Origin of the sequence: Streptomyces atroolivaceus (assembly GCF_000717025.1) — a bacterium.
Lineage (GTDB): Bacteria > Actinomycetota > Actinomycetes > Streptomycetales > Streptomycetaceae > Streptomyces > Streptomyces atroolivaceus.
The window spans coordinates 130,724-157,682 of sequence record NZ_JNXG01000011.1 but is presented as its reverse complement, the minus strand read 5'-3'; the positions used below and the strand labels follow the sequence as shown (position 1 = coordinate 157,682).

At 72.6% G+C, this 26,959-nt stretch carries 14 protein-coding genes, 1 tRNA gene and 3 pseudogenes; 6 read left to right on the top strand and 12 right to left on the bottom strand.

Annotated elements, in window-relative coordinates; all coding sequences use genetic code 11:
- Positions 1-29 precede the first annotated feature (29 nt).
- Genes OO67_RS21405 through OO67_RS21390 form a run of 4 tightly spaced genes read left to right on the top strand, consistent with a single transcriptional unit; the run spans position 30 to position 3,432 of the window.
- On the top strand, positions 30-2,027 hold the full coding sequence (locus OO67_RS21405; protein ID WP_033302664.1) for an ATP-binding protein: 1,998 nt from the start codon (positions 30-32) through the stop codon (positions 2,025-2,027).
- A 7-nt stretch (positions 2,028-2,034) separates the two neighbouring features.
- Positions 2,035-2,469 (top strand): roadblock/LC7 domain-containing protein, encoded by a 435-nt coding sequence (locus OO67_RS21400; protein WP_033302663.1) that lies wholly within the window; start codon positions 2,035-2,037, stop codon positions 2,467-2,469.
- A gap of 2 nt (positions 2,470-2,471) precedes the next feature.
- On the top strand, positions 2,472-2,843 hold the full coding sequence (locus tag OO67_RS21395) for a DUF742 domain-containing protein (RefSeq protein ID WP_033302662.1): 372 nt from the start codon (positions 2,472-2,474) through the stop codon (positions 2,841-2,843).
- A complete protein-coding gene (locus OO67_RS21390) occupies positions 2,821-3,432 on the top strand; it encodes a GTP-binding protein (RefSeq protein WP_033302661.1) in 612 nt (203 codons plus the stop codon). The genes OO67_RS21395 and OO67_RS21390 overlap by 23 nt, the downstream gene beginning before the upstream one ends.
- Positions 3,433-3,830: 398 nt before the next feature.
- On the opposite strand, the gene OO67_RS21385 is transcribed toward OO67_RS21390, so the two are convergent.
- Positions 3,831-6,857: a ThuA domain-containing protein gene (locus OO67_RS21385; protein WP_033302660.1), complete on the bottom strand. Its 3,027-nt coding sequence runs from the start codon at positions 6,855-6,857 to the stop codon at positions 3,831-3,833.
- Positions 6,858-7,094: 237 nt separating this feature from the next.
- Here OO67_RS21385 and OO67_RS21380 point away from each other — a divergent pair, with 237 nt between their 5' ends.
- Positions 7,095-7,463 (top strand): MmcQ/YjbR family DNA-binding protein, encoded by a 369-nt coding sequence (locus tag OO67_RS21380; RefSeq protein WP_033302659.1) that lies wholly within the window; start codon positions 7,095-7,097, stop codon positions 7,461-7,463.
- Positions 7,464-7,470: 7 nt separating this feature from the next.
- Here OO67_RS21380 and OO67_RS21375 read toward each other — a convergent pair whose 3' ends face one another.
- Positions 7,471-8,370 carry a transketolase family protein gene (locus tag OO67_RS21375; RefSeq protein ID WP_033302658.1) on the bottom strand — a complete coding sequence of 300 codons (900 nt, stop codon included), beginning with the start codon at positions 8,368-8,370 and terminating at the stop codon, positions 7,471-7,473.
- A gap of 34 nt (positions 8,371-8,404) precedes the next feature.
- Positions 8,405-9,106, bottom strand: coding sequence for a thiamine pyrophosphate-dependent enzyme (locus tag OO67_RS21370; RefSeq protein WP_033302657.1), 702 nt, complete (start codon positions 9,104-9,106; stop codon positions 8,405-8,407).
- A 131-nt stretch (positions 9,107-9,237) separates the two neighbouring features.
- On the opposite strand from OO67_RS21370, the gene OO67_RS21365 reads away from it, so the two are divergent.
- Positions 9,238-9,311 (top strand) — tRNA-Pro (locus tag OO67_RS21365).
- Here the strand turns inward: OO67_RS21365 and OO67_RS39355 are convergent.
- The 9 genes and pseudogenes from OO67_RS39355 to OO67_RS21325 form a co-directional block, all read right to left on the bottom strand.
- Entirely contained in the window at positions 9,277-10,092 is an 816-nt protein-coding gene (locus OO67_RS39355; RefSeq protein ID WP_244300278.1) for a site-specific integrase, read from the bottom strand. The genes OO67_RS21365 and OO67_RS39355 overlap by 35 nt on opposite strands.
- Before the next feature lie 275 nt (positions 10,093-10,367).
- Positions 10,368-10,733: pseudogene (locus tag OO67_RS40870) on the bottom strand (hypothetical protein); the annotation flags it as partial.
- A 330-nt stretch (positions 10,734-11,063) separates the two neighbouring features.
- Positions 11,064-11,390: pseudogene (locus tag OO67_RS21350) on the bottom strand (transposase family protein); the annotation flags it as partial.
- A gap of 380 nt (positions 11,391-11,770) precedes the next feature.
- A pseudogene (locus OO67_RS40640) lies at positions 11,771-11,951 on the bottom strand (hypothetical protein); the annotation flags it as partial.
- Between the two features lie 104 nt (positions 11,952-12,055).
- Positions 12,056-13,150, bottom strand: coding sequence for a Rieske 2Fe-2S domain-containing protein (locus tag OO67_RS21345; protein ID WP_033302654.1), 1,095 nt, complete (start codon positions 13,148-13,150; stop codon positions 12,056-12,058).
- Positions 13,147-14,202: an MDR family NADP-dependent oxidoreductase gene (locus tag OO67_RS21340; protein ID WP_033302653.1), complete on the bottom strand. Its 1,056-nt coding sequence runs from the start codon at positions 14,200-14,202 to the stop codon at positions 13,147-13,149. The genes OO67_RS21345 and OO67_RS21340 overlap by 4 nt, the downstream gene beginning before the upstream one ends.
- Complete coding sequence (locus tag OO67_RS21335; RefSeq protein WP_033302652.1) at positions 14,199-15,842, bottom strand: phytoene desaturase family protein; 1,644 nt, start codon at positions 15,840-15,842, stop codon at positions 14,199-14,201. The genes OO67_RS21340 and OO67_RS21335 overlap by 4 nt, the downstream gene beginning before the upstream one ends.
- Positions 15,843-15,853: 11 nt before the next feature.
- Complete coding sequence (locus tag OO67_RS21330; RefSeq protein ID WP_033302651.1) at positions 15,854-17,539, bottom strand: phytoene desaturase family protein; 1,686 nt, start codon at positions 17,537-17,539, stop codon at positions 15,854-15,856.
- Complete coding sequence (locus OO67_RS21325) at positions 17,526-26,852, bottom strand: non-ribosomal peptide synthetase/type I polyketide synthase (RefSeq protein ID WP_033302650.1); 9,327 nt, start codon at positions 26,850-26,852, stop codon at positions 17,526-17,528. Before OO67_RS21325 ends, OO67_RS21330 begins: the two co-directional genes overlap by 14 nt.
- Positions 26,853-26,959: the final 107 nt, after the last annotated feature.

Here is a 26,959-nt window from a genome sequence, read left to right as displayed (position 1 = left end):
TCCTGGTGCCCCACGTACCGAGGACGATGATGTCTCAACTTCGCGCACCCATCGCGCGACCGGAACGCCGCGAAGGCGGACGGCACGGCCGTCCGGGTGGCCGTTCACACTCGGCCGCGAGCCGGCCGCGCGCCGCGCAGCCCGCTCCTGACGGCCGGCTGCGACCACAGCTGCTGCGCACAGCCGTCCTGCCGGCCGTGGCCGCCGTACTCAGCGGAGCCGCAGCCGTCATCTTCACCATCCGGGCTTCCGGGGTACGCCCGTCCGGCAGTCTCCTGGCGGCGCTCGGTGGATCCGGGGCACTGGCCGTGGCAGCCGTGGCGGCCGCCTTCCTCGGCGCAGGCCGTGTCGCCAACGGGGTGCTCGACCGGGCCCTCGCGCTCCGGCGCATCGGGGCCCAGCACCACGCCGAGCTCCAGCGCGTCGTGGAGCAGCTCCGCGACGGCGAACCTCTGCCGGCCCGGATGGCGACGCCCGCAGCCGACCCCGACGCGGACGCCTTCGATCTCCTCGCCCAGGAGATGGGCCGCTCGCAGGACGACGCGGTGGCGGCCGTCGTCCAGGCCTCGCAGCTGTTCCGCAGCAACGGGAACGAACAGAAGGTCGAGGTCTTCGTCAACCTCGCCCGGCGGCTGCAGTCCCTCGTGCACCGCGAGATCCAGATCCTGGACGAGCTGGAGCAGGAGGTCGAGGATCCCGACCTGCTCAAGGGCCTCTTCCACGTCGACCATCTGGCCACCCGCATCCGCAGGCACGCCGAGAACCTCGCCGTGCTCGGGGGCGCCGTCTCGCGGCGGCAGTGGAGCAACCCCGTGACCATGACCGAAGTGCTGCGCTCGGCGATCGCGGAGGTCGAACAGTATCCGCGGGTGAAGCTGGTACCGCCGATCGACGGGACGCTGCGGGGGCACGCGGTCGCCGACGTGATCCACCTCCTCGCCGAACTCGTCGAGAACGCCACGGTGTTCTCCGCCCCGCACACCCAGGTCCTGCTGCGCGCCCAGCGCGTCACCTCCGGGCTCGCCCTGGAGGTGGAGGACCGAGGGCTCGGCATGCCCGGCCCCGAGCAGAAGCGGATGAACACCCTGCTCGCCGACCCCGACCAGGTCAACGTCGCCCACCTGCTGCAGGACGGGCGGATCGGTCTGTTCGTGGTCGCCTCGCTGGCCCGCAGACACGGCATCGCCGTACGCCTGCAGAGCAACATCTACGGGGGCACGCAAGCGGTACTCGTACTGCCCGAAGTCCTCCTGGGCATCGACATCGAGGCCACGACGACACCCGACGCGGCGCCGGTCCCACCGCCCGGAGCAGGGCACCGGCGACCTGAGCACGACGCGCCGCCCCCGGCTTCGCCGCAGGCGGTCGCGCAGCACCCGCCACCGCTGGACCGGACGCCCCGGCAGGACCGGGGGCGGGGAGAGGGCCCGCCGCTGCCACTGCGTGCCGAGCGGGTCGACCGGCCGAACCTCGCCACGTCCCCGCCGGTCGTCCGTTCCGTCCGGAACGCCGAACCTGCCCCGCCGGCCGGGCCCGCGCCCTCGGTCCGGACTGCCCCTTCGGCGGGGCCGGCCGAACCCGCGCGGCCCGTCGTGGGCGCCGGTGCTCCCGCCGGAGCCACCGCGCCCTCCCCGGCAGGCCCCGGCCGCCCGCAGCTCCCCAGGCGCACCAACCAGGAGCACCTGGTTCCGCAGCTCAGGGAGGCCCCCGTACCGCGTACCGAGGACGAGAACGCCCTGCACGACCCCGGTCTGATGGCCGCCTTCCGGCGGGGTGTCGACCTGGCCGAGGCGCAGACCGCCGAGGAGCCGGAGCCGGCGGGAGCATGCGGGACAGCGGGTGCCGCGACGGCTGCCACCGGGCCCGCCACCACTGTCGGACCGCAGCGGTCCCACGGTCTCGCCCCGCTGCCGTTCCGCACGGCCGGCACCACCGCCACGCCCGGTACGGAGCGCGTGGACCCCGGCCACCGGGGGCCGCGGAGTACCGAACCGGATCCACGAACCGAGAACATGTTCAAGGAGTAGATGCACCATGACGAGCGAAATGCCGTCCGGCCAGGTCGCTGACCTCGACTGGCTGCTGAGTGGCCTGGTCCAACGCGTGCCCTACACGCGCAGCGCCGTCCTCCTCTCGGCGGACGGCCTGGTGAAGTCCGTCCACGGCATGGACGCCGACAGCGCCGATCACATGGCCGCCCTGGCCGCAGGCCTGTACTCACTCGGCCGAAGTGCCGGTGCCCGGTTCGGGGACAACGGCGACGTGCGGCAGGTCGTGGTCGAGCTCGACTCGACGCTCCTGTTCGTGTCGACCGCCGGCTCCGGCACCTGTCTCGCCGTCCTCGCGGGCCGTGAGGCGGATGCCGCCGTACTGGGGTACGAGATGGCCATGCTGGTCAAGAGCGTCCGCCCCTACCTGATGACGCCGCTCCGGCAGCCGGCCGGAGCGCCGTTCACCCCGGGGCTGTGAGGATGCCGGCTCCGCAGGACGGGCCGTTGCTCGACGACGCGGCAGGCCGGCTCATCCGCCCGTACACCGTGAGCAACGGCCGCACGAGGCCGACCACTGTGCTCGACCTGCTCTCCCTGGTGATGGCCACGGGGAGTGAACCGCAGGTGCACCTCGGCCCCGAACACACCGTGGCCCTCGAGCTCTGCGAGGGACCCACGTCCGTGGCGGAGGTCGCCGCCCATCTCCGGCTGCCCGCGGTCATCACCAAGATCCTCCTTTCCGACCTGGTCGACTGCGGGGCGGTCACCGCGCACGCCCCCGCCTTCCACGACATGCCAACCGACCGATCTCTGCTGGAGGCAGTGCTCGATGGTCTACGACGACAGCTCTGACAGCTCCGAACACTTTCCCGTGGCCCTCAAGGTCCTGGTCGCGGGCGGTTTCGGCGTCGGCAAAACGACGTTCGTGGGGGCCGTCAGCGAGATCGCGCCACTCAGTACGGAGGAGCTCCTGACGCAGGTCAGCGTGGCGACCGACAGCCTGGAAGGCATCGAATCGAAGTCGGCGACCACCGTGGCCATGGACTTCGGCCGGATCACGCTGTCCGAGCAGCATGTCCTCTACCTCTTCGGCACCCCGGGACAGGAGCGCTTCTGGTTCATGTGGGACGAGCTGTCCAAGGGCGCCCTCGGCGCGGTTGTGCTGGCGGACACGCGCCGTCTGGCCGAGTGCTTCGCAGCCGTCGACTTCTTCGAGCGACGGGGCATCGGATTCATCGTCGCGGTCAACGAGTTCGACGGCGCCTACCGTTACGAACCGGAAGAGGTACGGGCGGCTCTCGACCTGGGACCCGAGGTGCCGGTCGTCCTCTGTGATGCCAGGATCGCCAGCTCGGGGACCGGGGCGCTGGTCACCCTCGTCCAGCACCTCATCAACGCCACCGCGCCCGCGCCGCTCTCGGGGTCCGCAGCCCGTCCGTGACCCGTGCCGGGACAGCCCGGCCGCTGCTCACCCCGTCGGCCGGGGCCCGCCGGAGCGCACGGCTGCGCCGGCTCGGCCCGGGGGAGTGTGCCGGCCCCACGTCCGACGGCTTCGACTCCCTCGCCGACCGGTGGCCGGTACTCGCAGATGCTCGTACGCCGCGGGGCCTGTCGCTCAGGATGCCTGCGGCTGCCCGCGGTTCGCGGGTGCCCCGGGGGAACCGTGCCGCGCGTACGGGGCCGGGCGAACCGTGCCGCGCGTACGGGGCCGGGGGAACCGTGCCGCGCGTACGGGGCCGGGCCGGACTCGGCGCCACCGAGCTGCCGGCCGGGAGATGGCCGTACGGATCGAGCGCGGGGAGGTACCGCGCCGCCGACCGCGGGGGTGGCGTGCCGTCGTCACCGCGCTCCGGCCTGCCCGGCACCCGGCCCGTGGAAGCGCAGCCAGTCGACCGTGAACAGGTCCGGCTTCTCGCTGCTCCACGCCGAGTTGGTGAACACCACGTACAGCCGCACTCCACCACCGGGGCTCCGCAAGGCGGTCGAGGGTGACACGGCCTCGTCCCCGCCCTCCGCGCCGGGGACCGGGAGCGAGCCGAGGAGAGGGCCGTCGGGCGAGCCGGCCCGGAATTCGATCGTCCCGCCGATCCCGCACGGCGTCGCACCGACGGTCACCGACCGCAGGCTCCCCAGGTGTACCGGGTCGAAGGCGACCCAGTCCCCGGCCTCGATCTCCGTCAGCGATCTTCCGGCCGAGGCCTCCGCACGGCTGCCGGCGACGGCTCCGTCGTGGGCGCCACCGGTCGAGGCGAACTGTTCCGCCTCCTGGAAGCCGGTGCGCAGGGTGAGTGAGGTGGAGCCCGTGAGCTCCGGGGCGTCCGGGGCCCCACCGTCCGTGTACTGCACGGTGATCCGGTGAGGGCCGGGCAATGAGGCGTCACCGGTCTCCGTCACGATCGAGCCCCGGCACCCGGGTGAGTTCTTGAGGGGGCGCAACGGTCCGGGGTGGCCGACCGCTGAGCGTACGAGGACGCGTGAGCAGTCGACCGGGGTGCGGTCCCCGTCCTCGTCGTCCGTCACCTCCACCGTGAAGGCGAGAGTGTCGCCGGGGCGGAACAGGCCTCCGTCCGGCAACCGGTGGACGGTGACCCGGGGGCGGGAGTTGCCGACGGTGATCTCCTGGCCGGCCATGGCTGTCGTACCTTCGGGCCCGGTCACCGTGAGGCGTGCGGTGAACTGCCCTTCGGTGCGATAGGTGTAGGAGGGGTTCGCATCCGTCGACTCGGTGCCGCCGTCCCCGTCGAAGTCCCAGGCGTATGTGACCGGCACGTCGCGGGGAAGCCCGGAGCCCGCACCTGTGAAGGCGACGGTCAGCGGCGCGGAGCCGTTGTCGCGGTCGGTGGTGACGGCCGCACCGGGCAGCCGGCCGTCGCCGACGTGGTCGATCCGGAAGACCCCGGCGCCCTCGTTGCCGCCGTCCTGGCCCGTACCGCCGGCGAGCCCCGCGTCGATGACGTACAGGGCGCCGTCCGGGCCGAACACGGCGGCCGTCGGCCGGTTCCACTCCATGTCCTCGAACACGCCGTTGACGGACTGGAGTTCACCGGACTCCACCGGTCCGAACCGGGGGTCGGAGAACGACTGGTCCTCCCGCTGGAACGAGAGCGTGGTGAACCGCCGTCCGGCCGGGTCGTAGGTCAGCCACTTCCCGGCGAAGTATTCGGGGAACTTGGTGCGGTACAGGTTCCCCGGCTCGTATGCGTAGACGGCTCCGCTCGTCCCACCGCCGCCGCCCTCGCCCGCGCCGTCCCGCGCACCGTTGACCCGCGGGGCGCAGTCCGCGGCTCCTCGGGTGGCGCCGGCGGTGCAGTACGGCCGGCCGGCCTGCCCGGCCTCGGTGATCCGGAAGTGCCCCACCGCGCCGTCGGCACCGTTGTCCGCGGCAAGCAGTGTGCCGGTCACCGGGTCCACGGTGGCGCGGTAGGGGTTCGGCATGCCCAGCGCGTAGATCTCCGGGCGGGTGCCGGCGGTGCCCGGCCCGAAGAGATTCCCCTCCGGCACGGTGTAGCCGCCGTCGTCCTGCGGGGTGATCCGCAGAATCGCGCCCCGCAGGTCGTTCGGGGCGCCCGAGGTGAGTGGAAGCGTGACGTCACCCGTGGCCGCGTACAGATGGCCGGCCCGGTCGAAGGCCAGTGACCCGGATGACCGGGGGTGCCCGCTGCTCGTGGACCGCCTGCCGGGAAGTGTGAGCAGGCGCTTCTCCGACGCCGGGTCGACCGTGTCTCCGTCAGCCGTGAAGCGGGAGAGGGCCAGCCGCCTCCCCGACGTGTCCGTACGCAGCAGGTAGAGCCAGTTGTTCTCCCCGAAGCCCGGATCCAGAGCGAGGCCTATCAGTCCGTCCGAACGGGCGGCCGTATCCGGCGTGTACGCCAGGTCGAGTGCCGTGGAAACCTTCATCGTCCGCTGGTCGACGACCTTGAGTTCTCCGGTGCGCTGGGCGACGAACACCCGGCGGTCGGGGGCGACCGCCATGTCGACCGGGTCGGTGAGACCGCTGGTCGTGAGCGGGGTCCGCTGGAACGAACCGGTCCGGGTCCCGGTGCAGTCGCCGGGCTTCGCGCCCGCGGCCCACTCGATGCCGCCCAGCAGGTGGTCGAGGAAGTCGTCCTCCTGGAAGGACGAGGAGGCATGGCCGCCCGCGGTGAACCACGAACGCCCGCCGTCGTAGTGCTGGCACCAGGACCAGGGATGGTCCACGCCCTCGTCGAGGCCCGTGATGCCGTCGCGCACCCTGATCTGCGCGAGGGTGTGCACCGTGCCGGCCGGATTGGTGCGCCAGTTGTACCACTCCTCCGTACGCTCCCACAGGTCGGGAAGCGCCACCGTCGAGGGGTGCGCGTGGTCGAGGACCTTGATCCTGCCGGTCTGCACCGGGGTGCCCCGGTCGAGGACCGCGCCGACCAGCCCTTCGTACCAGTCCCAGTCGCGCGCACCGGCGGAGGCGTCGTGCAGGCCGACCCAGCCGCCACCCGCCCGGATGTACTTCCGCAGGGCGGCCCGCCCGGCCCCGCCGAGGCCGCTGCCCTCCTCCCGCGCGGCCGAGGTGTTGTTGAAGACGACCGCGTGGAACCGCGCGAGTTCCGCGTCGGCGAAGACCCCGGGGTCGTCACTCGCCTCGACCCCGAATCCGTTGCGGGCTCCGAGCTCCCTCACCGCGTCGACCCCCGCGCGGACCACGTCCTGGGGGGCGAGCGCCGACCCGGAGTACACCAGCACACGGAAGGGCGCTGCCGGAGCCCTCGGGAACGAGGCTGCCACCACCGAGCCTGCGATCAGCGCCAGAAGCGCGGACAGGACCATGAGGGCGATGGATGCGGGGGGAAGGGCCCGGGGGCCGGAGGCGCTGGGTAACGGGCGGCTGCTCATGAGGGCGCTCCCGGTGCGGAGTGGGGGCCGGGCATGGGGGTAGAAAGCGCTTTCTGGCGTGCCTGGTTCAGAGTAATTTCCTGGCATGGTCGGGTCAATGGGGCGCTGGGGCTCGCGTCGTCCGCGGACTCCGCGGACTCCGCGGACTCCGCGGACTCCGCGGACTCCGCGGACGACGCGAGCGCCGCTCGCCCGGGATACGGTCGGGCCGACCGCACCCCGGATCGGAGACCGTGGATGACCCTCACCGCCGATGACGTCCGCGCGATCGCGCTGTCGCTGCCGGACACGGCCGAGAAGCTCGCCTGGGGGCAGCCCGCCTTCCGGGTCGCGGGAAAGATCTTCGCCGCGCTGGGTGACGACGACGCCACCGTGGGGGTCAAGTGCCCCGTCGAGGAGCGCGCCGGGCTCATCGCCTCGGAGCCGGAGAAGTTCTTCGTGCGCGAGGGGCACGACGACAACTACGCCTGGCTGCGGGTGCGGCTCGCCGCGCTCGACGACGTGGCCGAACTGACCGCTGTTCTCACCGACTCGTGGCGACAGGCCGCCCCGCGCCGGCTCGTGTCCGCGCATCCGGAGCTGAACCCGCCGCCGGCGGACGGCTGAGGGGATCTCATCCCGGCAGGAAGCCGGTGATCCGCTGCCGCAGTGCGCGCGCGTCGAGTCCGTGCGCCTCGATGTGGTCCGCCATCTGCCCGTACCTGCGCAGCTCGCCCCGGCCCACTCCCAGCCCGAGCACCCGGTGGGGCAGGTCGGCCAGGGCGTCGTTGGCGGCCCCCGTCGACGTGCCCGCCAGATACGGCTCGACGAGCACGACGTCCGCCGATCTGCCCGTTCCTACCGCGCGACGGAGCCCCGCCGCGTCGAAAGGCCGCACGGTCGTCGCGTACAGCACGGTGGTGTCCAGGCCCTCTGTCGCCGCGAGGACGTTGTCGAGCAGGGGACCGACGGCGATCACCACCCCGCCGGTCCCCTGCCGCACGGTGCTGAAGCCGGGGCCCCCGACCGGACGGCCGGTGCTGTTCGACTGGAGGGAAAGCCGTACGTAGACACGGCCTTCCCCTTTGACGGCCCGCCGCACCAGGGCCTCGGCCTCATCGGGATGCCCAGGCACGTGCACCGTCCAGTCGTCGAGGGTGTCGAGAAGGGCGACATCGCCCGGCGACATGTGGGTGAAGCCTCCGGCCGGCCAGTCGTACGAGGCCCCGGCGCTGACCAGCACGCCGCCCACGCCCTGGTGGCCCAGGTCCAGCTTCACCTGCTCGAAGGGACGCTCCACGAGAAAGCTCGCGAAGGTGTGCATGACCGGCCGCGCCCCGGTCAGGGCCATCCCGGCACCCGCGCCGATGAGCAGTTGTTCCCTGATCCCGACGTTGACCACCCGGTCCGGGTGGGCTCGCTCGGCCTGCTGGAAGCCGTCGCGGCTGATCTCGGCGAGTACGACGGTGATGCGGGGGTCCTCGTCCAGCAGCCGGGTGGTCGTGGTGATGAAACGGTCACGCATGGTGTCCATGGGGGTGTGCTCCGTCCTGTTCGGGTGCGGGTGATCAGCGGCCGGGCGCCACACGGGCGATCACGGCGTGCGGCCGGCCGGGGTGCGGCGCGGTGAACGCGGCGAACAGCTCCTCGTGGTCCCGTCCGTCCACGGTCCGGGCGGACCATCCCGCGGCCTCGAACCGCGCCGCGATGCCACCCGGCCTGGCGTACGTCGCCGACGCGTTGTCGATCACCACGGTGTGCAGCTGGTCGAGCCCCGCGGGGCCGGCGTAGGCGATCGCCTCGTGGTTGCTGCCCTCGTCCAGTTCGGCGTCGCCGGTCAGGACCCAGACGCGGGGGTCCCTCAGCCCTTGCGCCCGCAGGCCCAGCACGCTGCCCACGGCGAGCGGGAGCCCGTGACCGAGCGACCCGCTGCTGATCTCGGCTCCCGGCACCAGCAGCCGGTCGGGATGGTGTCCGAGCGGGGAGGCGTACGAACCGAAGCCGGGGAGCAGCTCCTCCCCGAAGAAGCCACGGGCCGCCAGCACGGCGTAGTAGGCCATGGGGCCGTGCCCCTTCGAGAGCAGGAAGCGGTCACGGCCCGGGGAGTCGACGGTGCCGGGTGAGACCCGCAGCACCCGGTCGTACAGCACCCAGAGGGCGTCGAGTGTGGAGGTCGCGGCGGGGCCGTGCTTCTCGTCACCGGTCATGAGACTCATCAGCCGGGCCAGCTCGTCGTAGCCGTGGACCGGCGGGGGTGTCGTGGTGGTCATGAGACCCAGCGTTCGACATCAACCAAGGTTGAGGTCAAGCCCACCGGAAACGGGTTCGTGAGCACCGCTTGAAGTGCGGTATTGTTCTCATGCGCGTTCAGCCAGGGGGAAACCCCAGGTCAGGCGGGCAGCGGGACGTAGCGCAGCTTGGTAGCGCACTTGACTGGGGGTCAAGGGGTCGCAGGTTCAAATCCTGTCGTCCCGACTGTGCGGAAACGCAGGTCGGAGGTCGTTCTCTCATCCGTGAGAGGGCGGCCTTTCGTGCGTCTGGGGGCGTGGTGGTCGCAGTGTGGTCGCACGCCTGGGCCGGGGCTGGTTCGCGAGGCGGACGGTGCGGGGGAGCGGAACCGGCCGAGGGCTTTGCGCAGGCGGTGGAGGTGGTCGCGTGGTGGTCGCAACCGTGCCGGTCGGGTCGGGCTGTCAGCGGCTCGTGCGGCCGTGGTGAGGGTGTGGTCGATGGTGTCGACGGCCTGGTGTGCGGCTTGTCGGGTGAGGTGGCTGTAGAGGTTCGCGGTGGTCGACAGAGTGGAGTGCCGCAGCGTCTTGGAGACCACGGTGAGTGGGACGCCGGCGGTGATGGTGATGGTGGCGGCGAGATGCCGTAGGTCGTGGACCGTGACCCGGGGGACGCCGGCCTCCTCGGACAGCCGGTGGAGTCGGTCGAGTACCAGGTGCGGTCCGAGCGGCCGGCCGTCGGGTTGGCAGAAGACCAGCCCCGGGAACGGGTTGTTGGGGTCGCCGCGGAGACTTGGAGCGGAGCGTGCGCGGCGGCGGAGCGCGGTGGTGACGCGGGGTGAGATGGCGACCCAGTCTCTGCTTGACCGGGTCTTGGGCGTCGTGAGGACGAGACGCTGGTTGTCGACGGCGGAGAGCGTGCAGCGGATGTAGAGCACGCCCTGGTCGAGGTGGACGTCGTCCCGGTGCAGGCCGAGGGCCTCGCCCTTGCGCATGCCGGTGCCGATGAGGACCTCGAAGAGGTCGGCCATCTCGTGGTCGGTCTGATGGCAGTGGGTGAGGAATCGGGCTGCTTCCTCCGCTGTCCAAATCCGTCGTTCCGTCGACGGCGGCCGGTGCAGCACCGGGGGAGAGGCTGGGTTGTGGGGGAGGCGGTGCTGGCGGACGGCGTCGCCGAGCGCGCTGGACAGGGTGGCGAGGCACCGGTAGAGGGTGTCCGGCCACGGCCGCAGGCGAGCTGGCCGGTGACGAAGGCCGCGATATGCCGGTGGGCGAGCTGGTCGAGCTTGAGGGTGCCGAACGCGGGGACCAGGTCGTTGCGGACGTAGTCGCGGCAGCGGGCCATCGTGGTCGGCTTCAGCGCGAGCGCCTTCGCAGTCAGCCATGTGTCCAGGTAGGCGGCGACGGTCTGGTTCGGGTCCGCCTCGAACCCGCCGGCCTCGCCTTCGAGGAACCGTCGCAAGGCTTCATCGGCCGCATCCTGGGTGGTGAAGCCGCCGCGGCGCACCGTCGTTCTGCGGTGGTCCGGGGCGGGGACATCGACGGCGAATCCCCAGGTTCCGTGGGTGCTGTCGGTGACCAGGTGTGGACAGCGGGCACCTATCTGGTGACGGTGGGTGTCTCTGCAGCCGCAGCGGCGGTAGATGCGGCCTCGGCCGGTGCTGGTACGCATGGCGATCGCCTCCACGAGGCAGGGAAGTGCCTGACATTCTCAGCGTGCGACCACACGCGACCACCACGCACGCTAGAGAGTCCGTGACCAGCGATTTTCCCTTGTCTGCGCGCCAAAGGACCCGCAGGCGCCCCGCAGAGTCTTCGGCTGAAGGTTGTCGGGCTTGGTGCGCCACTGAACGGCTAACAGGGCTGCTGGGACGGATGACGGGCCACGTTCGAGCTTGGCCTCGCCTCTCAAGCAGCGAGGGGGCGATTCCCATCGGCGGCGTGGTTTCTGCCAGGCGGGGACTCTCCTCGTAGAGCGGTGCTGCTATCCGTTCATCCCAAAGTTGACCGTGATGGCACCGCTGCTGTGGGTGAGGTGCTTGCCACGCATCGGGACTCGAATCGCTGGGCCGGCGCCCTGATACGCCTTGTCGGCCCAGCACTTGCTGTCGTTCGCGTCGAGGGCGACGGGAATGCCGTGGGTCTGGGCGGCGGTCAGGTCGTGTGTGGCTCCCGGCAGTGCGTCCGAGACCCAGATCAGGCCTCCGGCGGCATCGGCATGGATCTGCACGTTCATCCCGTGGTGCTTCTTCTTCCCGGAGTAATACGGCCGGTCTGCGGTGATGCGGTCGATCGGTAGAACTGTGCCGTCGAGGATCACGTACGCCTTCTTCCGGACAGTCGTCGGGATGGCCTCGCTACCGCGGCCTGCCGAAAGTCCGCCTCCAACACGCCTTCTCCGCCACCGCACTCAACCTGATCAGGCTCGACGCCCACTGGACCGCCGGCCCTCTCGACCGAACCCGCCACACCCGGCTCGAACGACTCAGCTACCGACTCTCCGCCTGAACGAATTGAGCAGCAGAGTCATGTCCTGGAGCAAAGACACCGTCGGCGACAGTGATGGACGACGTGAGCGTGACGGTGGAACACTGAACGGGCAACGGGGCTCCTTCGATCAGGAAGACCTTGGTCGGCTTCCTCGCTCTATCAGGTGCGCCGGGGCCGTCAGGGCAGCGTGCTCCGGCGGCCCTCGACCACCTCACGCGGTCAGTCGATGTCCGGATCGTGGGTCTCTTCGAGTAAACGGCCTGCCAGGTCGTCGACCCATTCCAGGGGCTCAGGTGCGAAGCGCGGTGATGGTGGAGTCATCGAGCCCGTAGGCGGCGAAGGCTTCGTTGTCGGTCCACTCCGCGCCGGTGAGATGTGCCTGCAGGTCCTCGCGCTCGAAGAGCACCAGGCATGGCGGAGCGCCTGACGCCCCGCCGTCATCCGAACCGCCCCGTCCTCCCGTCCGGCGAAGCCCCCGCCCCCCGGCTTCTCGGAGCGGCCACGCTACGTCACCCTGCTCTCCGCTTCCCCCGCCGCTCCCCGCATCACCGACGACGGCACCCGCACCCGCAGCCGGTCCGGCGAGTAGAACTGCCGGGCCCAGTGGCGGAACGGGCCGATCGGGCCGTCGCCGCGGGCCAGCCGGGGCGGAGACACGTACCGCTTCGTCGTCCAGACCGGGAAGTCCTGGGACACGAAAGCGCAGTTGCCCCGGAACATCACACCCGCCAGCAGCCGGTGTACCGAGCCGCTCACCCAGCGGGCCAGCGGGGCCGGGAGGGCGGCCGGCTCGGCCACCTCGAAGCGGCTCGTCTGGCGCAGCTGGAAAGCCGCGGGCGCGATCATCGTGGTCGTGTATACGGCACAGGTGCGCACCCCGAACCGAGGGAGCGCCGTGCACACGTGCACCCGGCTGATCCCGTTGCCCTCCAGCGTCACCTCCAGCGGACTCGCGCCCAGCAGCGGCACCCGCTCCTCGGAGCGCACCGAGATCCGGAAGGACCGCCCCTCGAAGACCGCCGGCTCGGCTACCTCCGACGCGCCCCAGCCGTGCAGCGGCGTGAAGTGCCCGATGTCCACCGTGTTCTCGACCACGTCCTGGCTGTGCCCCGCCATCTCCCACGCGGCCAACCGCGGCGCCCGCGTCCCGAGCGTGTGCCAGGGCGTGAGCTCCCAGTCCGGCGCCCGCCCGTCGTGGTGCCGCCACACGAAGACGGCGCCGTCGACCTCGCGCACCGGCAGCAGGGTCAGGTCCGAGGACGGCGGTGGGGGCGTGCCGTACCCCGTCCGCGTGCAGGCGCCGTCCGGGCCGAAGGCGAAGCGGTGGAAGGGGCACAGCAGTTCGTCGCCCTCCAGCGCGCCGAGCCCGAGGTGCGCCCCCAGGTGCGGGCAGTACGGGCGGACCGCCCGCACCTGGCCGTCGCGGAGCCGGTAGAGCACCACGTCCTCGCCCTGGAGCGGCCGGGTCAGCAGCGCCCCCCGCACCACCTCCGAGGAGAACGCCACCGAGAACCAGCCGTCGGGGTACGGCAGGACTGGCTCGTGCGCGTCGGCCGGGCTCGGGCCCTCGGTGAGCGCTCGGGTGTGGCCGCGCCTCACAGCTCGACCAGCACCTTGCCGAAGGACGCCGCGCGGTCGGTGTACAGGCTGCGGTAGGCGGCGGGAATGGAGTCGAAGCCGTGGTGCATGGTCTGCTGGTAGCGGATCTCGCCGGCGCGCACCAGCGGCCCCAGCTCGGCGTGCAGCGCCGCCCAGTTGTCCTCGGTGAACCACTCCAGCGCGAAGATCCCGCGGATCGTCGTGCGCGGGAACATGATGTACGGCAGCAGCCGGGGCCCGGTCCACTCGCCGCCGACCTGGCTCGCCCACTGCCAGCACACCGCGACCCGGCTGTCCACGGTGAGCATCGTGAAGACGGTATCGGTCATGACCCCGCCGAGGTTGTCGAAGTACCGGTCGACGCCGCCAGGAGCCGCCTTCACCAGGTCCTCGCGGAGCTGCGCCGGGTCCCCGCCGTGCCGGAAGACGACGACGGCGTCGAAGCCGAGCGCCGTCAGCCGTGCCGCCTTCTCCGGCGAACCGGTCGTGCCCACCACCCGCGCGCCCGCCCGCTTCGCCAGCTGCCCGACCAGCGTGCCGATCGCGCCGGACGCGCCGCTGATCAGGACCGTGTCGCCGGGCCGTACGGCCAGGAAGGTGGTGAGGGCGCCCCACGCGGTCATCCCGGCGCCGCCGAGGATGCCGAGCGCGGTGCTCAGCGGCAGCGCCTCGTCGTAGTGGGCCGGGTCCAGCTTCCGGTACGCGGGGAAGACCATCGGGAACGTGCCGGTCTGCCACAGCGCCCCCGCGCCGTTACTGACCAGGTGGGTGCGCCAGCCGCCGAAGCCCTGCACGAGGTCCCCGACGCCGAACATCGCCCGCGGTCCGGCCGCCAGCACCTCCATGATCGAGTCGGCGCCCATGTGGTCGCCCACCGGGGTGTCCAGGGCGATCCCGTGGAGGTACGGGTCGACAGAGACGTACCGCGTGCGCAGCAGCATCTCGTCCTCGGCCAGGTCGGTGTCGAGCTCCTCCACCATCTTCACGTACATCCGGCCCACGTCCGGCACGCCGTCGTTGTGCTCCCTGACGATCCACTTCTCGGTCTTCACGGGGTCGCTCCTGCGGGTTCGATGAGTTGTACGGGGAGAGGGGCGCTGTCGTCGACGGAGGCGGTGAACGGCCGCCCGTCGTCGCGGCAGACGAAGTGCATGACGTGCCGTCCCGAGGCCGCGGCCCGGATCAGGCCGCCGGTGGTGGCCCAGACGCCGGACAGATAGAAGTCCGCGAGCCCCGGCAGTCCCGGACCGTGTCGCTTGACCTCCTGCTCCACGGTCTCGCCGCTGTCCACGAACGGCTGCCAGCCGAGCACCGTGCCGTCGTAGTTGCCGGTGTAGCGGACCTGGGTGAGCGGGGTGGACACGTCCCGCACCACGATCGCGTCCCGCAGTCCTGGGTGCCGCTCGTCGAGGAAGTCCACGATCGTGTCCCGCACCTGCCGCTTGGCCCGCTGGTAGTCGCGCCCGCGCCCGACCGGCAGCGTGTGCAGCTCCTCGCCGCGGCGGATCCGGGTGAACTGCTCGGGACCGGTGCTCAGCTCCCGCCACGGCGCGATGTCGCAGAAGTACGTGGCGTACACCACGGAGGTGCCCGGCGGCGACAGCTCCGGGTAGTGGCGGCTGCGGAACTGCACGTTGACGCTGGGGTGCCGGATGCCGGTGAGCCGTTCCGCGACCGCGTCCTCCAGGAGGTACGTGGTGCAGGGCTCGCCGTCCGGGAAGGGCCGGCGCAGCCCCAGGAAGACCGTGAGGTAGCCGGGGAACACCATGTCGGGTTCCGTGATGGTCCGGGTGTACAGCTCCCGGTACGTGTCGGTGAGGTAGCGGCCCTTCAGCAGGTCGAGGAGCGTGGTGCGCCCGTCGCAGGCGGAGACCACGATGTCCGCCCGCAGCTCTGTGCCGTCGCTCAGCCGGACCCCGGCCGCCCGGTCGTTCTCCACCAGGATCTCCACGACCCTGGCGTTGTACATGACCTCGCCGCCGAGCCCCCGGTAGCGCTCCTCGACCGAGCGGGCCAGGCCCAGCGAGCCGCCCTCGGGGACACCGGCCGAGGCGTCGGCGTGCGCCGCGAGCTGGAAGTAGAACGGCAGCACGGGGAAGTTGGGATGCTTCTCGTACAGGATGAAGTTGAACGCCTCGCGCAGCAGCGGGTCCCGGAAGCGCTGCGAGTAGTCCCGCATCAGCGTGCCGATGGAGCGCCGGATCACGTTGAAGTAGGGGACCAAGGACGCCAGCATCCGCCAGCGCTCCACGCGGCCCATGAGCCCGACCGGGGTGAGGAACGGGTAGCGGGCCAGTGCCTTGCGGAAGGTCCGCAGCCCGGCGCAGAAGTCGCGGATCACCCGGGCGTCGCCGGGGGAGAGGGCGAGCAGGTGCGCTTCGAGGCGGTCCGGATCGGAGTAGAAGTGGACCGCCCGCCCGTCCCGGCCGCGCACCGTGTTGAACACGTCGAAGTTGCGCATCCGCTTGCCCTGGAGCGCGCCGAGCTCCAGCCAGATCTGGTGCATCTCGTTGCCCGGCCCGCTGCCGAGCAGCCAGCTCACACAGCAGTCGAGGGTGAAGTCGCCCCGGTCCCAGGCCGTGCAGGAGCCGCCCGGGATCTCGTGCATCTCCAGCACCCTGCTGCGATAGCCGTTCATCTGGGCGTAGCAGCCGGTGGAGAGCCCACCGAGCCCTCCGCCGACGATCAGCATGGTCCTTCTGGTCATTCGGCCACCGCCGCCTTCCCGGCGTCGCCCCGCTGTTCGAGTCGTGGCAGCCGGCCCAGCTTCCCGGGATGCCACGGCCCGGCACCCTCGCTCGGCCAGGCCCGGAACTCCCGGCCCAGCTCGTCGCAGAGGAACTGGACCGCGTACCGGCCGCTGGTCGCGGCCCGGATCAGGCCGCCCATCCCGGTCCACTGCCCGGCCATCGAGAAGCCGCTCAGCCCCGGCAGCCGCATCCGGTCCCGGTCCACCAGCGCGGTCGACACGTCGTCGGCCTCGGAGAACGCTTTCCAGGCCAGGATGCTGCCGTAGGTGTTGCCGGTGTACCGCTCCGTCGTCGCGGGCGTCGCCACGTCCACCAGCTCGATCCGCTCCTCGAGGCCCGGATGACGCTCGGCCAGGAAGGCCCGCAGGAAGTCGACGACCTCCTGCTTGCGCTCCCGGTAGGCCCGCCGGTCCGCCTTCCGCAGATCCTGCCAGGACCGGTGGTCGGTGAAGTACGTGCAGTGCAGCACCGACTTCCCGGCCGGCGCGAAGCCGTCGGCGTAGTCGGACCGCCGCTGCACCACCAGACTGTGCTGGAGGCTCCCCGGCAGCGCCGCGCCCCGCTCCGGACCGAGGAGGTACGTGGTGCTGTGTGGCTCACCGGCGGGCAGCGGGCCGTCGATCCCGACGAACGCGGAGACCACCGCCGGGTACAGGTTGTCCGGCCGGTCCAGCAGCTCCGTGTACAGCCGCTCGGTGCGCGGGCTGCTCCACCGCCCCTCCAGCAGCCGGTCCAGCACCGTCGGCCCGTCGCAGGCGGCGATCACGTGGTCGGCGAAGTGCTCCTGCCCGTCCCGCAGCCGTACGCCGACCGCCCGCCCGTCCTCGACGAGGATCCGCTCCACCCGGGCGCGGTAGCCGATGTGCCCGCCGAGCCCCGTGTACCGCTCCTCCACCGACCGGGCCAGACCCAGCGAACCGCCCTCCGGGAAGCCCGCGTTGCCGTTGAAGGCGCAGGACATCGTGAAGAGGAAGGGGAGCAGCGGGAAGCCGGTCAGCTCCTGGAGGAACATGTTCGGGAACGCCTGGCGCAGCAGGGGGTCCTCGAAGCGGTCCGCGAACCGGCGCATCGGCGTGGCCGCGGTGCGCCAGTACAGCCGAAACGCCGGCAGGATCGCGAGCAGAGTTCGCGCTTTCTCCGTCAGGGACTTCAGCGGTGGCGGCTTCAGCTCCCAGTGCGGGGCGAGCCCCGCGAAGCGCCTGAGGTCCCGGCAGAACGCCCGGATCAGGCGCTCGTCGCCGGGCGAGAGCTCCAGCAGGTGCTTCTGGAGCCGGTCCGGGTCGTTGTAGAACGTGACGGACCGGCCGTCCTCCGTCACCACCCGGTTGAACTGGTCGAAATGGGTGATCCGCTTCCCGTCCAGTGCCCCGAGCTCGCGCCACACGTCGTTCGCCCCGGTCCCGGCTGCCGTGCCGATCAGCCAGTCGATGCAGTAGTCGAAGAGGTAGCCCTGCCGAGCCCAGGCGGTGCAGCAGCCCCCTGGCAGCACGTGCTTCTCGAAGATCCGGCTCTCCAGCCCACTCATCTGCGCGTAGCAGCCGGCGGCCAGACCCGACATGCCCGCGCCGATGATGATCACCCGGGGCCGCCCGCCGGGAGGCCGGGCCTCCCAACGGGGCCCGCCGTCACGCACGCCCATCCGCGGCACCTCCCGCCAGCAGCGCCCGGACCAGCTCCGCGTTCCCGTCGAGGAACGAGCCGTCGAGCATCTCGGCGTGCCGCCCGTGCCCCTTGCGTACGGTGCACCCGGCGGCTGTGACCCCGTGCCAGCCGCCGGGCTCGTCCGCCGCGAAGCGGAGCAGCTTGTCCTGGTCGGAGATCACCGCGATCGGCGCGCCGAGCACACCGAGCGACGGGTGAGCACCGCAGTGCGCCAGGTACTCGCGGCCCTGCTCCACGGTCTCCCGGGCGACGATCTCGGAACCGGTGTGCCGCCGCAGGTGCTCCGCGAGCTCCGCCTCGAACTCGGCCAGGTGCTCCTCGCCGAGGGCGACGGCCTCGGCGATCCGGTACGAGTCCATGATCAGCACGAGGTCCACCGCGCGGCCCCGCCGCTCCAGCTCCCCGGCGATCTCGAACGCGAGGTTGCCGCCGAGGGAGTAACCGAAGAGCGTGTACGGCCCGCCCGGGTGCAGCTCCTCGGCCAGATCCGCGTACCGGGCCGCCTTGTCCGGACCCGACAGGTAGTTGAACGCGGCGAAGCGGTGCTCGGGCAGCCGCGCCGCGAGCTGCCGGTACACCAGCCCGTGCCCGCCCGCGGGCGGCAGGCAGAACACCGTCGCCGCCGGGTCCGCGCCCGGGTTGAACCACAGGTACGGCTCGGCGCCGGGCAGCCGCCCGGTGACGACGTCCTCCAGGGTGCGGGCCATGCCGTGCAGGGTGCTGGTCTGGAACAGCCGCCCGACCGGCACGGACGCGTTGAACTCGGTCCGCAGGTGGTGGATCAGCTCGATCAGCTTGATCGAACTGCCGCCCGCCTCGAAGAAGTCGTCCCGCAGCCCCGGCCGCTCCAGCCCGAGCAGCGACCGCCAGTGCGCCGCCATCCGCGTCTCGTACAGCGTCACCGGCGGTTCGTACCTCTCCGGTCCCGCCTCCGCGTGCGGCTCCGGCAGCGCGCCGAGATCGACCTTTCCGTTCGCGGTCAGCGGCAGCGCGGACAGCTCCGTGAAGTGCGCCGGGATCAGATACGTCGGCAGCTGCTCCGCGAGGTGGCGGCGCAGCTCCCGGGCGTCGGCCACCGCGCCCGGCGCGGGCACGCAGTAGGCGCACAGCACGTTCTCGCCCGTCTCGTCCCGCCGTACCGTCACGCACACCTGCGCCAGCTCGGGCCGGGCGGCCAGCCGCGCCTCGATCTCCCCGGTCTCCACCCGGTGGCCGCGCACCTTCACCTGCCCGTCGGCCCGCCCGAGGAGGTGCAGCACCCCCTCCGCGTCCCAGTGCCCGAGGTCCCCCGTCCGGTACAGCCGTACGGGTTCGCCGCCCGGTTCGAGGGTCACGAACCGCTCGGCCGTCCGCTCCGGATCACCCAGGTAGCGGTCGGCGACGCCGGCGCCGCCGATCCACAGCTCACCGGCCACCCCCGGCGGCACCGGCTCGCCGTGCCGGTCGAGGACGTACAGCTCGCTGTTGGGCAGCGGCCGGCCGACCGGCACCATCCGGCCCGGCGCCAGCCCCTCCGCCGGCCCCTCGTAGCAGGCGCTGTCGATGGTGGCCTCGGTCAGCCCGTACGAGTTGACCACCCGGGTCCCCGGCCCGCACAGCGCGACGAGCCTCCGGTGCTCGCCCGCCCGCCAGGCGTCCGAGCCGACGATCACCAGGCGCATGAACTCCAGGCCCAGCCCCTCCCGCTCGCAGTGCGCCAGCAGCCCGCGCGCCACCGACGGCACGAACTCGCCGCAGTCCACGCCCTCCGCGCGCATGGTCCGGTAGAGCCGCGCGGTGTCGAAAAGGAGGTCCCGGTCGACGAGGACCAGCGTCCCGCCCGAACACAGCGCCCGGACCAGGTCCCCGGTGAACACGTCGAAGGAGACGCCCGCCATCTGCAGGTGCACCCGGACGTCGGTGTCCAGCCGGTACTCCTGCTGCCAGGCGACGAACACCGAGGCCAGGTTGCGGTGGCTGACCCGCACCGCCTTGGGGCGGCCGGTGGAACCCGAGGTGTGGATCACGTATGCCGTCTGGTCGAGGCCCACGGCCGGCTCCGGCCGCGCCTCGGTCCCTGGCCGGTCCAGCTCGTCGAGGGTGACCGGCCGTCCCGGCAGCCGGGCCGCCTGGCCCCGCCGCCCGTCGGTCAGAACCAGCGTGGCCCCGGCGTTCTCCATCAGCTCGGCCAGCCGCTCCGCCGGGTGGTCCGGGTCCAGCGGCAGATACGCGCCCCCGGCCCGCCACACCGCGAGCAGCGCGATCACCAGCTCCGGCGACTTCGCAAGACGCACCGCCACCACCGTCCCGGCGCCGACGCCGCGTTCGCGCAGCGAGGCCGCCACGCGCCGCGAGCGCTGGTCCAGCTCCCGGTAGCCGAGCCGCCGCCCGCCCGGCACGGACACCGCGACCGCCTCCGGGAACTGCGCGGCGATCTTCCCGATCAGCTCGTGCACCGGCACGTCGTGGTCGATCCGTCGGCCGACGCCGCCGAACCCGGTGACGATCCGCTCCCGTTCCCCGGCCCCCAGCATCGGCAGCCGTCCCGCCGGGCGCTCGCCCTCCGCGCGGGTCAGGCCGTCGAGGAGGTTCCGGTAGTGCGCGGCCATCCGACGCACCGTCGCCGCGTCGAACAGGTCGGTGTTGTACTTCAGCACGCAGTGGAAGCGCCCGTCGGACCGGTCCTCGTACGCGGACAGCGTGACATCGAACTGCCCCTCTTCCTCGGGAAGTTCGATGTACTCCAGTGTGTACCCGAAGCGCTCCACGGCCACCTTGTGGTTGAGCAGGATGAACATCGCCTCGAAGACCGCCGAGCGGCTCGGGTCGTGCTGGAGGCCCAACTGCTCCACGAGCAGCACGAACGGGTACTCCTGATTGTCGAGGCCCCCGAGGACCGTGTCCCGCACCCGGCCCAGCATCTCGGCCACCGACGGCTCCCCGGCCAGGCTCACGTGCAGCGGCAGCGGATTGACGAAGTAGCCGTAGACGGAGGCGAACTCCTCCTCGGTGCGCCCGGTGACGGGGCTGCCGACCACGATCTCGTCCTGCCCCGACCAGCGGTGCAGCAGCAGGTAGTACGCGGTGAGCAGCACCGTGAACACGGTGACGTTGTGCTCCCGGGCCAGCGTCTGCACCCGGGCGCTGAGCTCGTCGTCGAGCTGGAAGAACTCGGAGGCGCCGTTGTCGGTCTGCACCGGCGGGCGCGGCCGGTCGGTGGGCAGTTCGAGCGCCGGGACCTCCCGCGGCAGGTGCTCCCGCCAGTACTCCAGCATCCGCCGCGCCTCGGGCCCGGCCAGGAAGCGGTTTCGCCGGTTGAGGAAGTCCAGGTAGCGGGCCCGGACCGGGGCCAGCTCCGCCGGCCGGCCGGTGCGCAGCCCGTGGTAGACCTCGAACAGCTCCTCGACGAAGGTGAAGGTGGAGATCGCGTCCGAGACGATGTGGTGGACCGCCTTCATCAGTACCCAGCGGTCCGGGGCCCGCCGGAACAGCCGCAGCCGCACCAGAGGATCCCGCTCCAGGTCGTACGGCCTGCGGTACTCCGTTACCAGCCGGGCGCGGACCTCGTCCCAGGGCAGCCCGGACACATCGAGAAGACCGGTGTCGGCGATGGCCTCGGGCCGCACCCGCTGGACCGGACGCCCGTCCTCGGTGGTGATGTTGACGCGCAGGCTCGGATGCCGGGCGATCAGCGTCCGGAAGGCATCGAACAGCAGCTCCGGGTCGAGCTCCGCGCGCACCTCCACCGCGCCGCCGATGTTGTACGCGAAGCCGTCCGGGTTGAGCTGCCGGAGGAACCACAGGGCCTGCTGGTTGTGGGTGAGTGGGTAGCACGCCTCGTCGGTGAACAACTCCACCGCCGTCTCCGCCACCGGATCCCCGGCCTCCGCGAGCTCGGTCAGCCCCGCGTGCAGCCGCTCGGTCAGCTCGCTCACCGGCCCATTGCTGAGCAGCGCCACCACCGGCAGCGAGACCCCCAGCTCGGTGTGGGTCCGGGCCCGCAGCTCCATGGCGAGCAGCGAGTCCAGACCGAGCGAGCCGAGCCGGGCGTCCGCGTCGACCAGCTCCGGCCGCACCCGCAGCACACCCGCCGCGAGGGCCGCGAACCGCTCGGCCACCAACGCCGTACGCGCCGCCTCGTCGGCGGCGCGGAACGCGTCGAGCAGACTGCCGCCCTGCCCCGCCGGGACCTCCCGCGCCGCCGCGGCGGCGAGCGCCGACACCAGCGGCGGCGGGGTGGGATACCAGGACAGGAACACCGGCCAGTCCACCACCGCGGCCACCAGCAACTGGGCCCGGTCCTGCCCGATCACCCGCTCCAGGACCGCCATGCCCGCCTCCGGCGCCAGCGAGCTCATCCCGCGCGCGTCCCGGTAGTGGGCGACCAGCCCGAGCTCCTCGATCATGCCGGTGGCCCACGGCCCCCAGTCCAGGCTGAGCGCGGGCAGACCGAGCGCCCGGCGGTGATGGGCGAGCGCGTCCAGGAACGCGTTCCCGGCCGCGTAGTTGACCTGACCGGCCGTGGTCAGCAGCGAGGCGACCGACGCGAACAGTACGAAGTGCTCGACCGGCTCGTCGCGCAGCAGCTGGTGCAGCAGGTACCCGCCGTGCACCTTCGGCCCGTAGCCCGCGTCGAACGCTTCGCGGTCCAACGACGGCAGCAGGACGTCCCGCACCTGTCCCGCGAGGTGGAACACGCCCCGCACCGGCGGCAGACCGGCGGCCCGACGCCCGGCCAGCCAGTCCTCCATGGCCGCCGCGTCGGTCACGTCCACCGCGGCGACCAGCACCTCTGCGCCGAGCGCTTCGAGCTCGCGCAGGAACGCGACCCGCCGCCCCTCGGGGCCGCCCGGATCGAGCCCCCGCCACGCGCCGCGCTCCGGCACGCCGGTGCGGCCGAGCAGGACCAGGCGCCGGGCCCCGCGCCGTACCAGGGTGCGGCAGAGCAGCCGCCCCAGCGCCCCGAACGCGCCGGTGACCAGATAGGCGCCGTCCGCGCGCAACCGCAGCGGCAGCGGACGGGTCAACCCCGTGGGCGGACGCAGCCGGCTGAGGTGCCGCCGCCCGGACCGCAGCGCGATCTCGCCCTCGCCGTCGTCCGCCGTGAGCGCGCGCAGCAGCACCTCGGCCTCGCCGGGACCCCCGGCCGGGTCGAGATCGATCAGTTTGCCGCTGTGACCGGTGAGTTCCTGCTGCCACAGCACCCGGCCGATGCCCCAGGCAGGCGCGCCGAACGGCTCCACCGGCTCGCCCGGCACCACCGCCTGGGCGCCCCGGGTGACGATGTGCAGGCGCCCCTCCGGGCACGCCTCGGGCAGCACCTGGGCGAGCAGGACGAGCGAGTAGCCGCCGACCGTGCCGATCCCGTCGAGGTCCGCCGCGCCGACCGTGTCCAGCGGGGGCAGATCGAGGTTCCACAGATGCACCACGGCTCCGAACCCCGGCCCGAGTTCGTCGAACAGCATGCGCAGATCGGCCGCCGAATCGGGTCGCACGGTCATGTGCCGGGCCCCGCTTCGGTATCGGCTGCCCGGGCGGACCAGCCGGCACCGCCCGCCGCGCGCCACGACCGCCTCGGCCATCCGCGCGCCGAGCCCGCCCTCGTCGGCGAAGACCAGCAGGTCGGGCGCGGGGGAGCCGTCGGGACCGTCCCCGGTCCCCTCGGCGGTCCCGCCGTCCTCCGGCGCCTCGGTGGGCGTCTCCTCCCAGACCACCTCGGCCAGCCAGCCGTCGATGGTGCCGAGCTTCACCGAGGAGGCCACCCGGTCCACCGCCGCCGCGCGGAAGCCGCTGATCCGGCCGAGCGGCGTCCCGTCCTCGGTGTACAGGGCGAGGTCGCCGACCAGTTCCTCGTCGCTCTCCGCGGTCACCGTCGCGTGCGCCCACAGGGCCCGGTCGCCGACCGCGTCCAGCCGCAGCTCCGCGATGCCGACGGGCAGCCGGATCCCGGCGGACCGGCCGTCGTCCGGCGTCATCGCAGTGAGCATGGTCTGGAAGCAGGCGTCCAGGAGCACGGGGTGCACATGGCAGTCCGCGGCCCCGTCGCCCATGCCCGGGGTGGGCCGGATCAGCGACAGCGCCTCGCCGGGCGCCGTCCACACCTCGTCGATCGCCCGGAACGCCGGGCCGTAGTGGTAGCCGAGCGCCGCCAGCTCGCCGTAGCACGCCTCCCGGTCGAGCCGACGCCCCGCCCGCACCCGTACCGCGTCCGTGTCCAGCGGTTCCGCGAGCCGACGTGGCTGCCCGGTGCGGACGACCCCGCTCGCGTGGACCGTACGGTCCGGAGCCCCGGTCCCGGAACCGGCGAGGGAGGCGATGGTGAACCCGGCCTCCTCCGGCGCGAAGGCCAGCTGGACGGCCGTCGCCTCGCCGTCGGGCAGGAACAGGGCCCGGGAGAACTCGACGTCGGCCAGGGTCGCCGTGTGGCCGCCGGTCAGCGCCCGGACCGCCTGCGCGGCCATCTCCAGGTACCCGGCGGCCGGGAAGACCGTGCTGTCCTCGATCCGGTGGTCGGCCAGGTACGGCAGCCGCTCGGTGTCCAGGCGGCTCTCCCAGGTCGGCTGCAGCGCGGAGGTCCGCCGGCCGAGCAGCGGGTGGTCCAGCCGGCCGAGCCGGATCTGCTCCACCGGCGCGGGCTCCACCCAGTACCGCTCCCGCTGCCACGGATAGCCCGGCAGCGGCACCGGCCGCCCCACGGGCTGGAGCACCGACCAGTCCACGTCGACGCCCAGCGTGTACAGCTCCGCGAGGGAGCGGGCGAACCGCTCGGGCTCGTCCTCCCGGCGCCGGATCGACGGCAGCGTCACCCCCTCGACGGCCCGGCCCTCCAGGCACTCCCGGATCGAGTGGCCGAGCACCGGGTGCGGACCGATCTCCAGGAACAGCGTGTACCCGTCGTCGACCAGCCGGTCGACCGCGGCACGGAACCGGACGGGCCGCCGGACGTTCTCCCACCAGTACGCGGCGTCCAGCTCCGGCCCTCGCGCACGCCCCTCGCGGGCGGTCAGATACAGCGGGAGACCGGCGGCGCGCGGCGCGATCCCGGCCAGCGCCTCGTGCAGCTCGGCCTCGATCGGGTCCATCCGGACGCTGTGGTACGGCACTTCGACGTCGAGGAACCGGGCGAAGACCTGCTCCCGCTCCAGCCGCCCGGCGAGCTCCCCGAGGGTGTCCCGGTCCCCGGACAGCGTCACCGACGCCGGGCTGTTCACGGCGGCGACCGACACGTGGTCCCGGTACGGGCGGACCAGCCGCTCGGCCTCCTCCTCGGACAGGTTCGCCGCCAGCATCACGCCGGTGCCCGCGAGCCGGTGCTGGAGGGCGCTGCGCGCCAGCGCGATCCGGACGGCGTCCTCCAGGCCGTACACCCCGGCCTGGTGGAAGGCGGCGATCTCGCCGGTGCTGTGCCCGACGACGGCGTCCGGCCGCACCCCGTGGTGTTCCCACAGCGCCGCGAGCCCCGCCTGGACGGCGAAGTTGGCGGGCTGGGCGAGCCAGGTCTCGGCCATCCGGGACTCCGCCTCGGGCCGGGTCAGCTCGTCGAGCAGCGACCAGCCCGCCTGGCGCCGGACCTCCCGGTCGCAGCGCTCGACCGCCTCCCGGAACACGGGCTCGGCGTCCAGGAGCTCGCGCCCCATGCCCCACCACTGCGGCCCCATGCCGGTGAACACCCACACCAGCCGCTGCGCCCCGGGCTCCCGGAGGCGGCCCCGCACGGCCCGGGGGTGATGCTCCCCGCGCTCGCAGGCGGCCAGTACCTCGTCGAGGGAGCCGGGCGGGCCGAGGGGGGAGTGGACGACGGCGAGGCGCTCCTCGAAGTGCTGGCGGCGGTGGGCCAGGGTGTGCCCGAGGTCCGCGAGGGGCACTCCGGCGGCAAGTTCGCGGCGGACGCCCGCGGCCAGTTCGGCCGGGCCCGACGCGTGCCGGGCGCTCAGCGGGAGGACCGAGCGGGCGGGCGTCCGGGCCGTCGCGCGCGGCTCCTCCGGCGGGCGGGGCGGCGCTTCCTCCAGCAGGACGTGGGCGTTGGTGCCGCCGAAGCCGAAGGAGTTGACGCCTGCCCGCGCGGGCCCCTCGTGCTCCGGCCAGTCGACCGGTGCGGTCGGGATCTCGAAGGGCAGCGCGGCGAAGTCGATGGCGGGGTTGGGCTGTTCGAGGTTCAGGTGCGGTGGGATGCGGCGGTGCCGGAGGGCCAGCGCCGTCTTGATCAGGCCCGCGACGCCGGCGGCGGCCTCCGTGTGCCCGATGTTGGTCTTGACCGAGCCGACGTAGCACCGCGCCCCGGGCGCCCGGCCCTGCGCCAGCACCCGGCCCAGCGCCCGCGCTTCGATCGGGTCGCCGACGGGGGTGGAGGTGCCGTGCGCCTCGACGTACTGGAGGCTGCCCGGTGTCACTCCCGCCTCGGCGCAGACCCGCTCGATGAGCGTGGCCTGGGCGTCAGCGCTGGGCACGGTGATGCCGTTGGTGCGTCCGTCCTGGTTCACCCCGCTGCCGATCACCACGGCGTGCACCGGGTCGCCGTCGCGCAGCGCGTCCGAGAGGCGCTTGAGCGCCACGACGCCGACGCCCTCGGCCCGTACGTAGCCGTCGGCGGAGGCGTCGAAGGCGCGGGAGCGTCCGTCGGGGGAGAGGAAGCCGCCCTTGGTCTCGGCGATGGTGTACTGCGGCGCGAGGTGCAGCAGGGTACCTCCGGCCAGGGCGAGTTCGCTCTCGCCGCGCTGCAGGCTCTGGCAGGCCAGGTGGACCGCGACCAGGGAGGAGCTGCACGCCGTGTCGATCGAGACGCTGGGGCCGCGGAAGTCGAGGCAGTGCGAGATGCGGTTCGAGACCATCGTCATCATCGTGCCGGTCGCGGTGTGCGCGGCCAGCGTCTCGAAGCCGAGGTCGGCGAACTGCAGGATCTTGTAGTCCAGGGTGAAGGCGCCGATGAAGACGCCGACGTCCCGCCCGGCCAGTTCGGCGGGCCGCTGCCCACCGTCCTCCAGCGCCTCCCAGGACACCTCCAGGAGCTTCCGCTGCTGCGGGTCCATGTGCTCGGCCTCGCGCGGGCTGATCCCGAAGAAGTGGGGGTCGAACTCGTCGAAGCCGTCGATGTAGCCGCCTCTGCCGCCGGTCAGCCGGCCCGGCTTGGCCCGGTCGCGGCTGCCGAGGGTCGTGGTGTCGTACCGGTCCGCCGGGGTGGGGACGAGACAGTCCCGGCCTTCGATCAGATTGCGCCAGTAGGACCGGTGGTCACCCGCGTGTCCGGGGAGCCGGCAGCCGATGCCGATGATGGCGACCTTGTCGCGGTGGGCGGCGCTGGGTGAGTCCGTCATGGTCCAATCCGGTGGAGACGACGCCTCGGTACGGGCCGGGCGGGGGCGTATGGGGGCACGACGCCGGTACGGCCGGGGACTGCGCGGTACGGGGCGGGGAGGTCGCG

Coding starts and splice junctions, on each gene's coding strand:
- OO67_RS21395 (WP_033302662.1), top strand. CDS start 2,472: ATGCCGGCTCCGCAGGACGGGCCGTTGCTCGACGACGCGGCAGGCCGG.
- OO67_RS21330 (WP_033302651.1), bottom strand. CDS start 17,539: ATGGGCGTGCGTGACGGCGGGCCCCGTTGGGAGGCCCGGCCTCCCGGC.
- OO67_RS21385 (WP_033302660.1), bottom strand. CDS start 6,857: ATGAGCAGCCGCCCGTTACCCAGCGCCTCCGGCCCCCGGGCCCTTCCC.
- OO67_RS21325 (WP_033302650.1), bottom strand. CDS start 26,852: ATGACGGACTCACCCAGCGCCGCCCACCGCGACAAGGTCGCCATCATC.
- OO67_RS21380 (WP_033302659.1), top strand. CDS start 7,095: ATGACCCTCACCGCCGATGACGTCCGCGCGATCGCGCTGTCGCTGCCG.
- OO67_RS21390 (WP_033302661.1), top strand. CDS start 2,821: ATGGTCTACGACGACAGCTCTGACAGCTCCGAACACTTTCCCGTGGCC.
- OO67_RS21405 (WP_033302664.1), top strand. CDS start 30: ATGTCTCAACTTCGCGCACCCATCGCGCGACCGGAACGCCGCGAAGGC.
- OO67_RS39355 (WP_244300278.1), bottom strand. CDS start 10,092: ATGGCCGACCTCTTCGAGGTCCTCATCGGCACCGGCATGCGCAAGGGC.
- OO67_RS21400 (WP_033302663.1), top strand. CDS start 2,035: ATGACGAGCGAAATGCCGTCCGGCCAGGTCGCTGACCTCGACTGGCTG.
- OO67_RS21370 (WP_033302657.1), bottom strand. CDS start 9,106: ATGACCACCACGACACCCCCGCCGGTCCACGGCTACGACGAGCTGGCC.
- OO67_RS21335 (WP_033302652.1), bottom strand. CDS start 15,842: ATGCTGATCGTCGGCGGAGGGCTCGGTGGGCTCTCCACCGGCTGCTAC.
- OO67_RS21375 (WP_033302658.1), bottom strand. CDS start 8,370: ATGGACACCATGCGTGACCGTTTCATCACCACGACCACCCGGCTGCTG.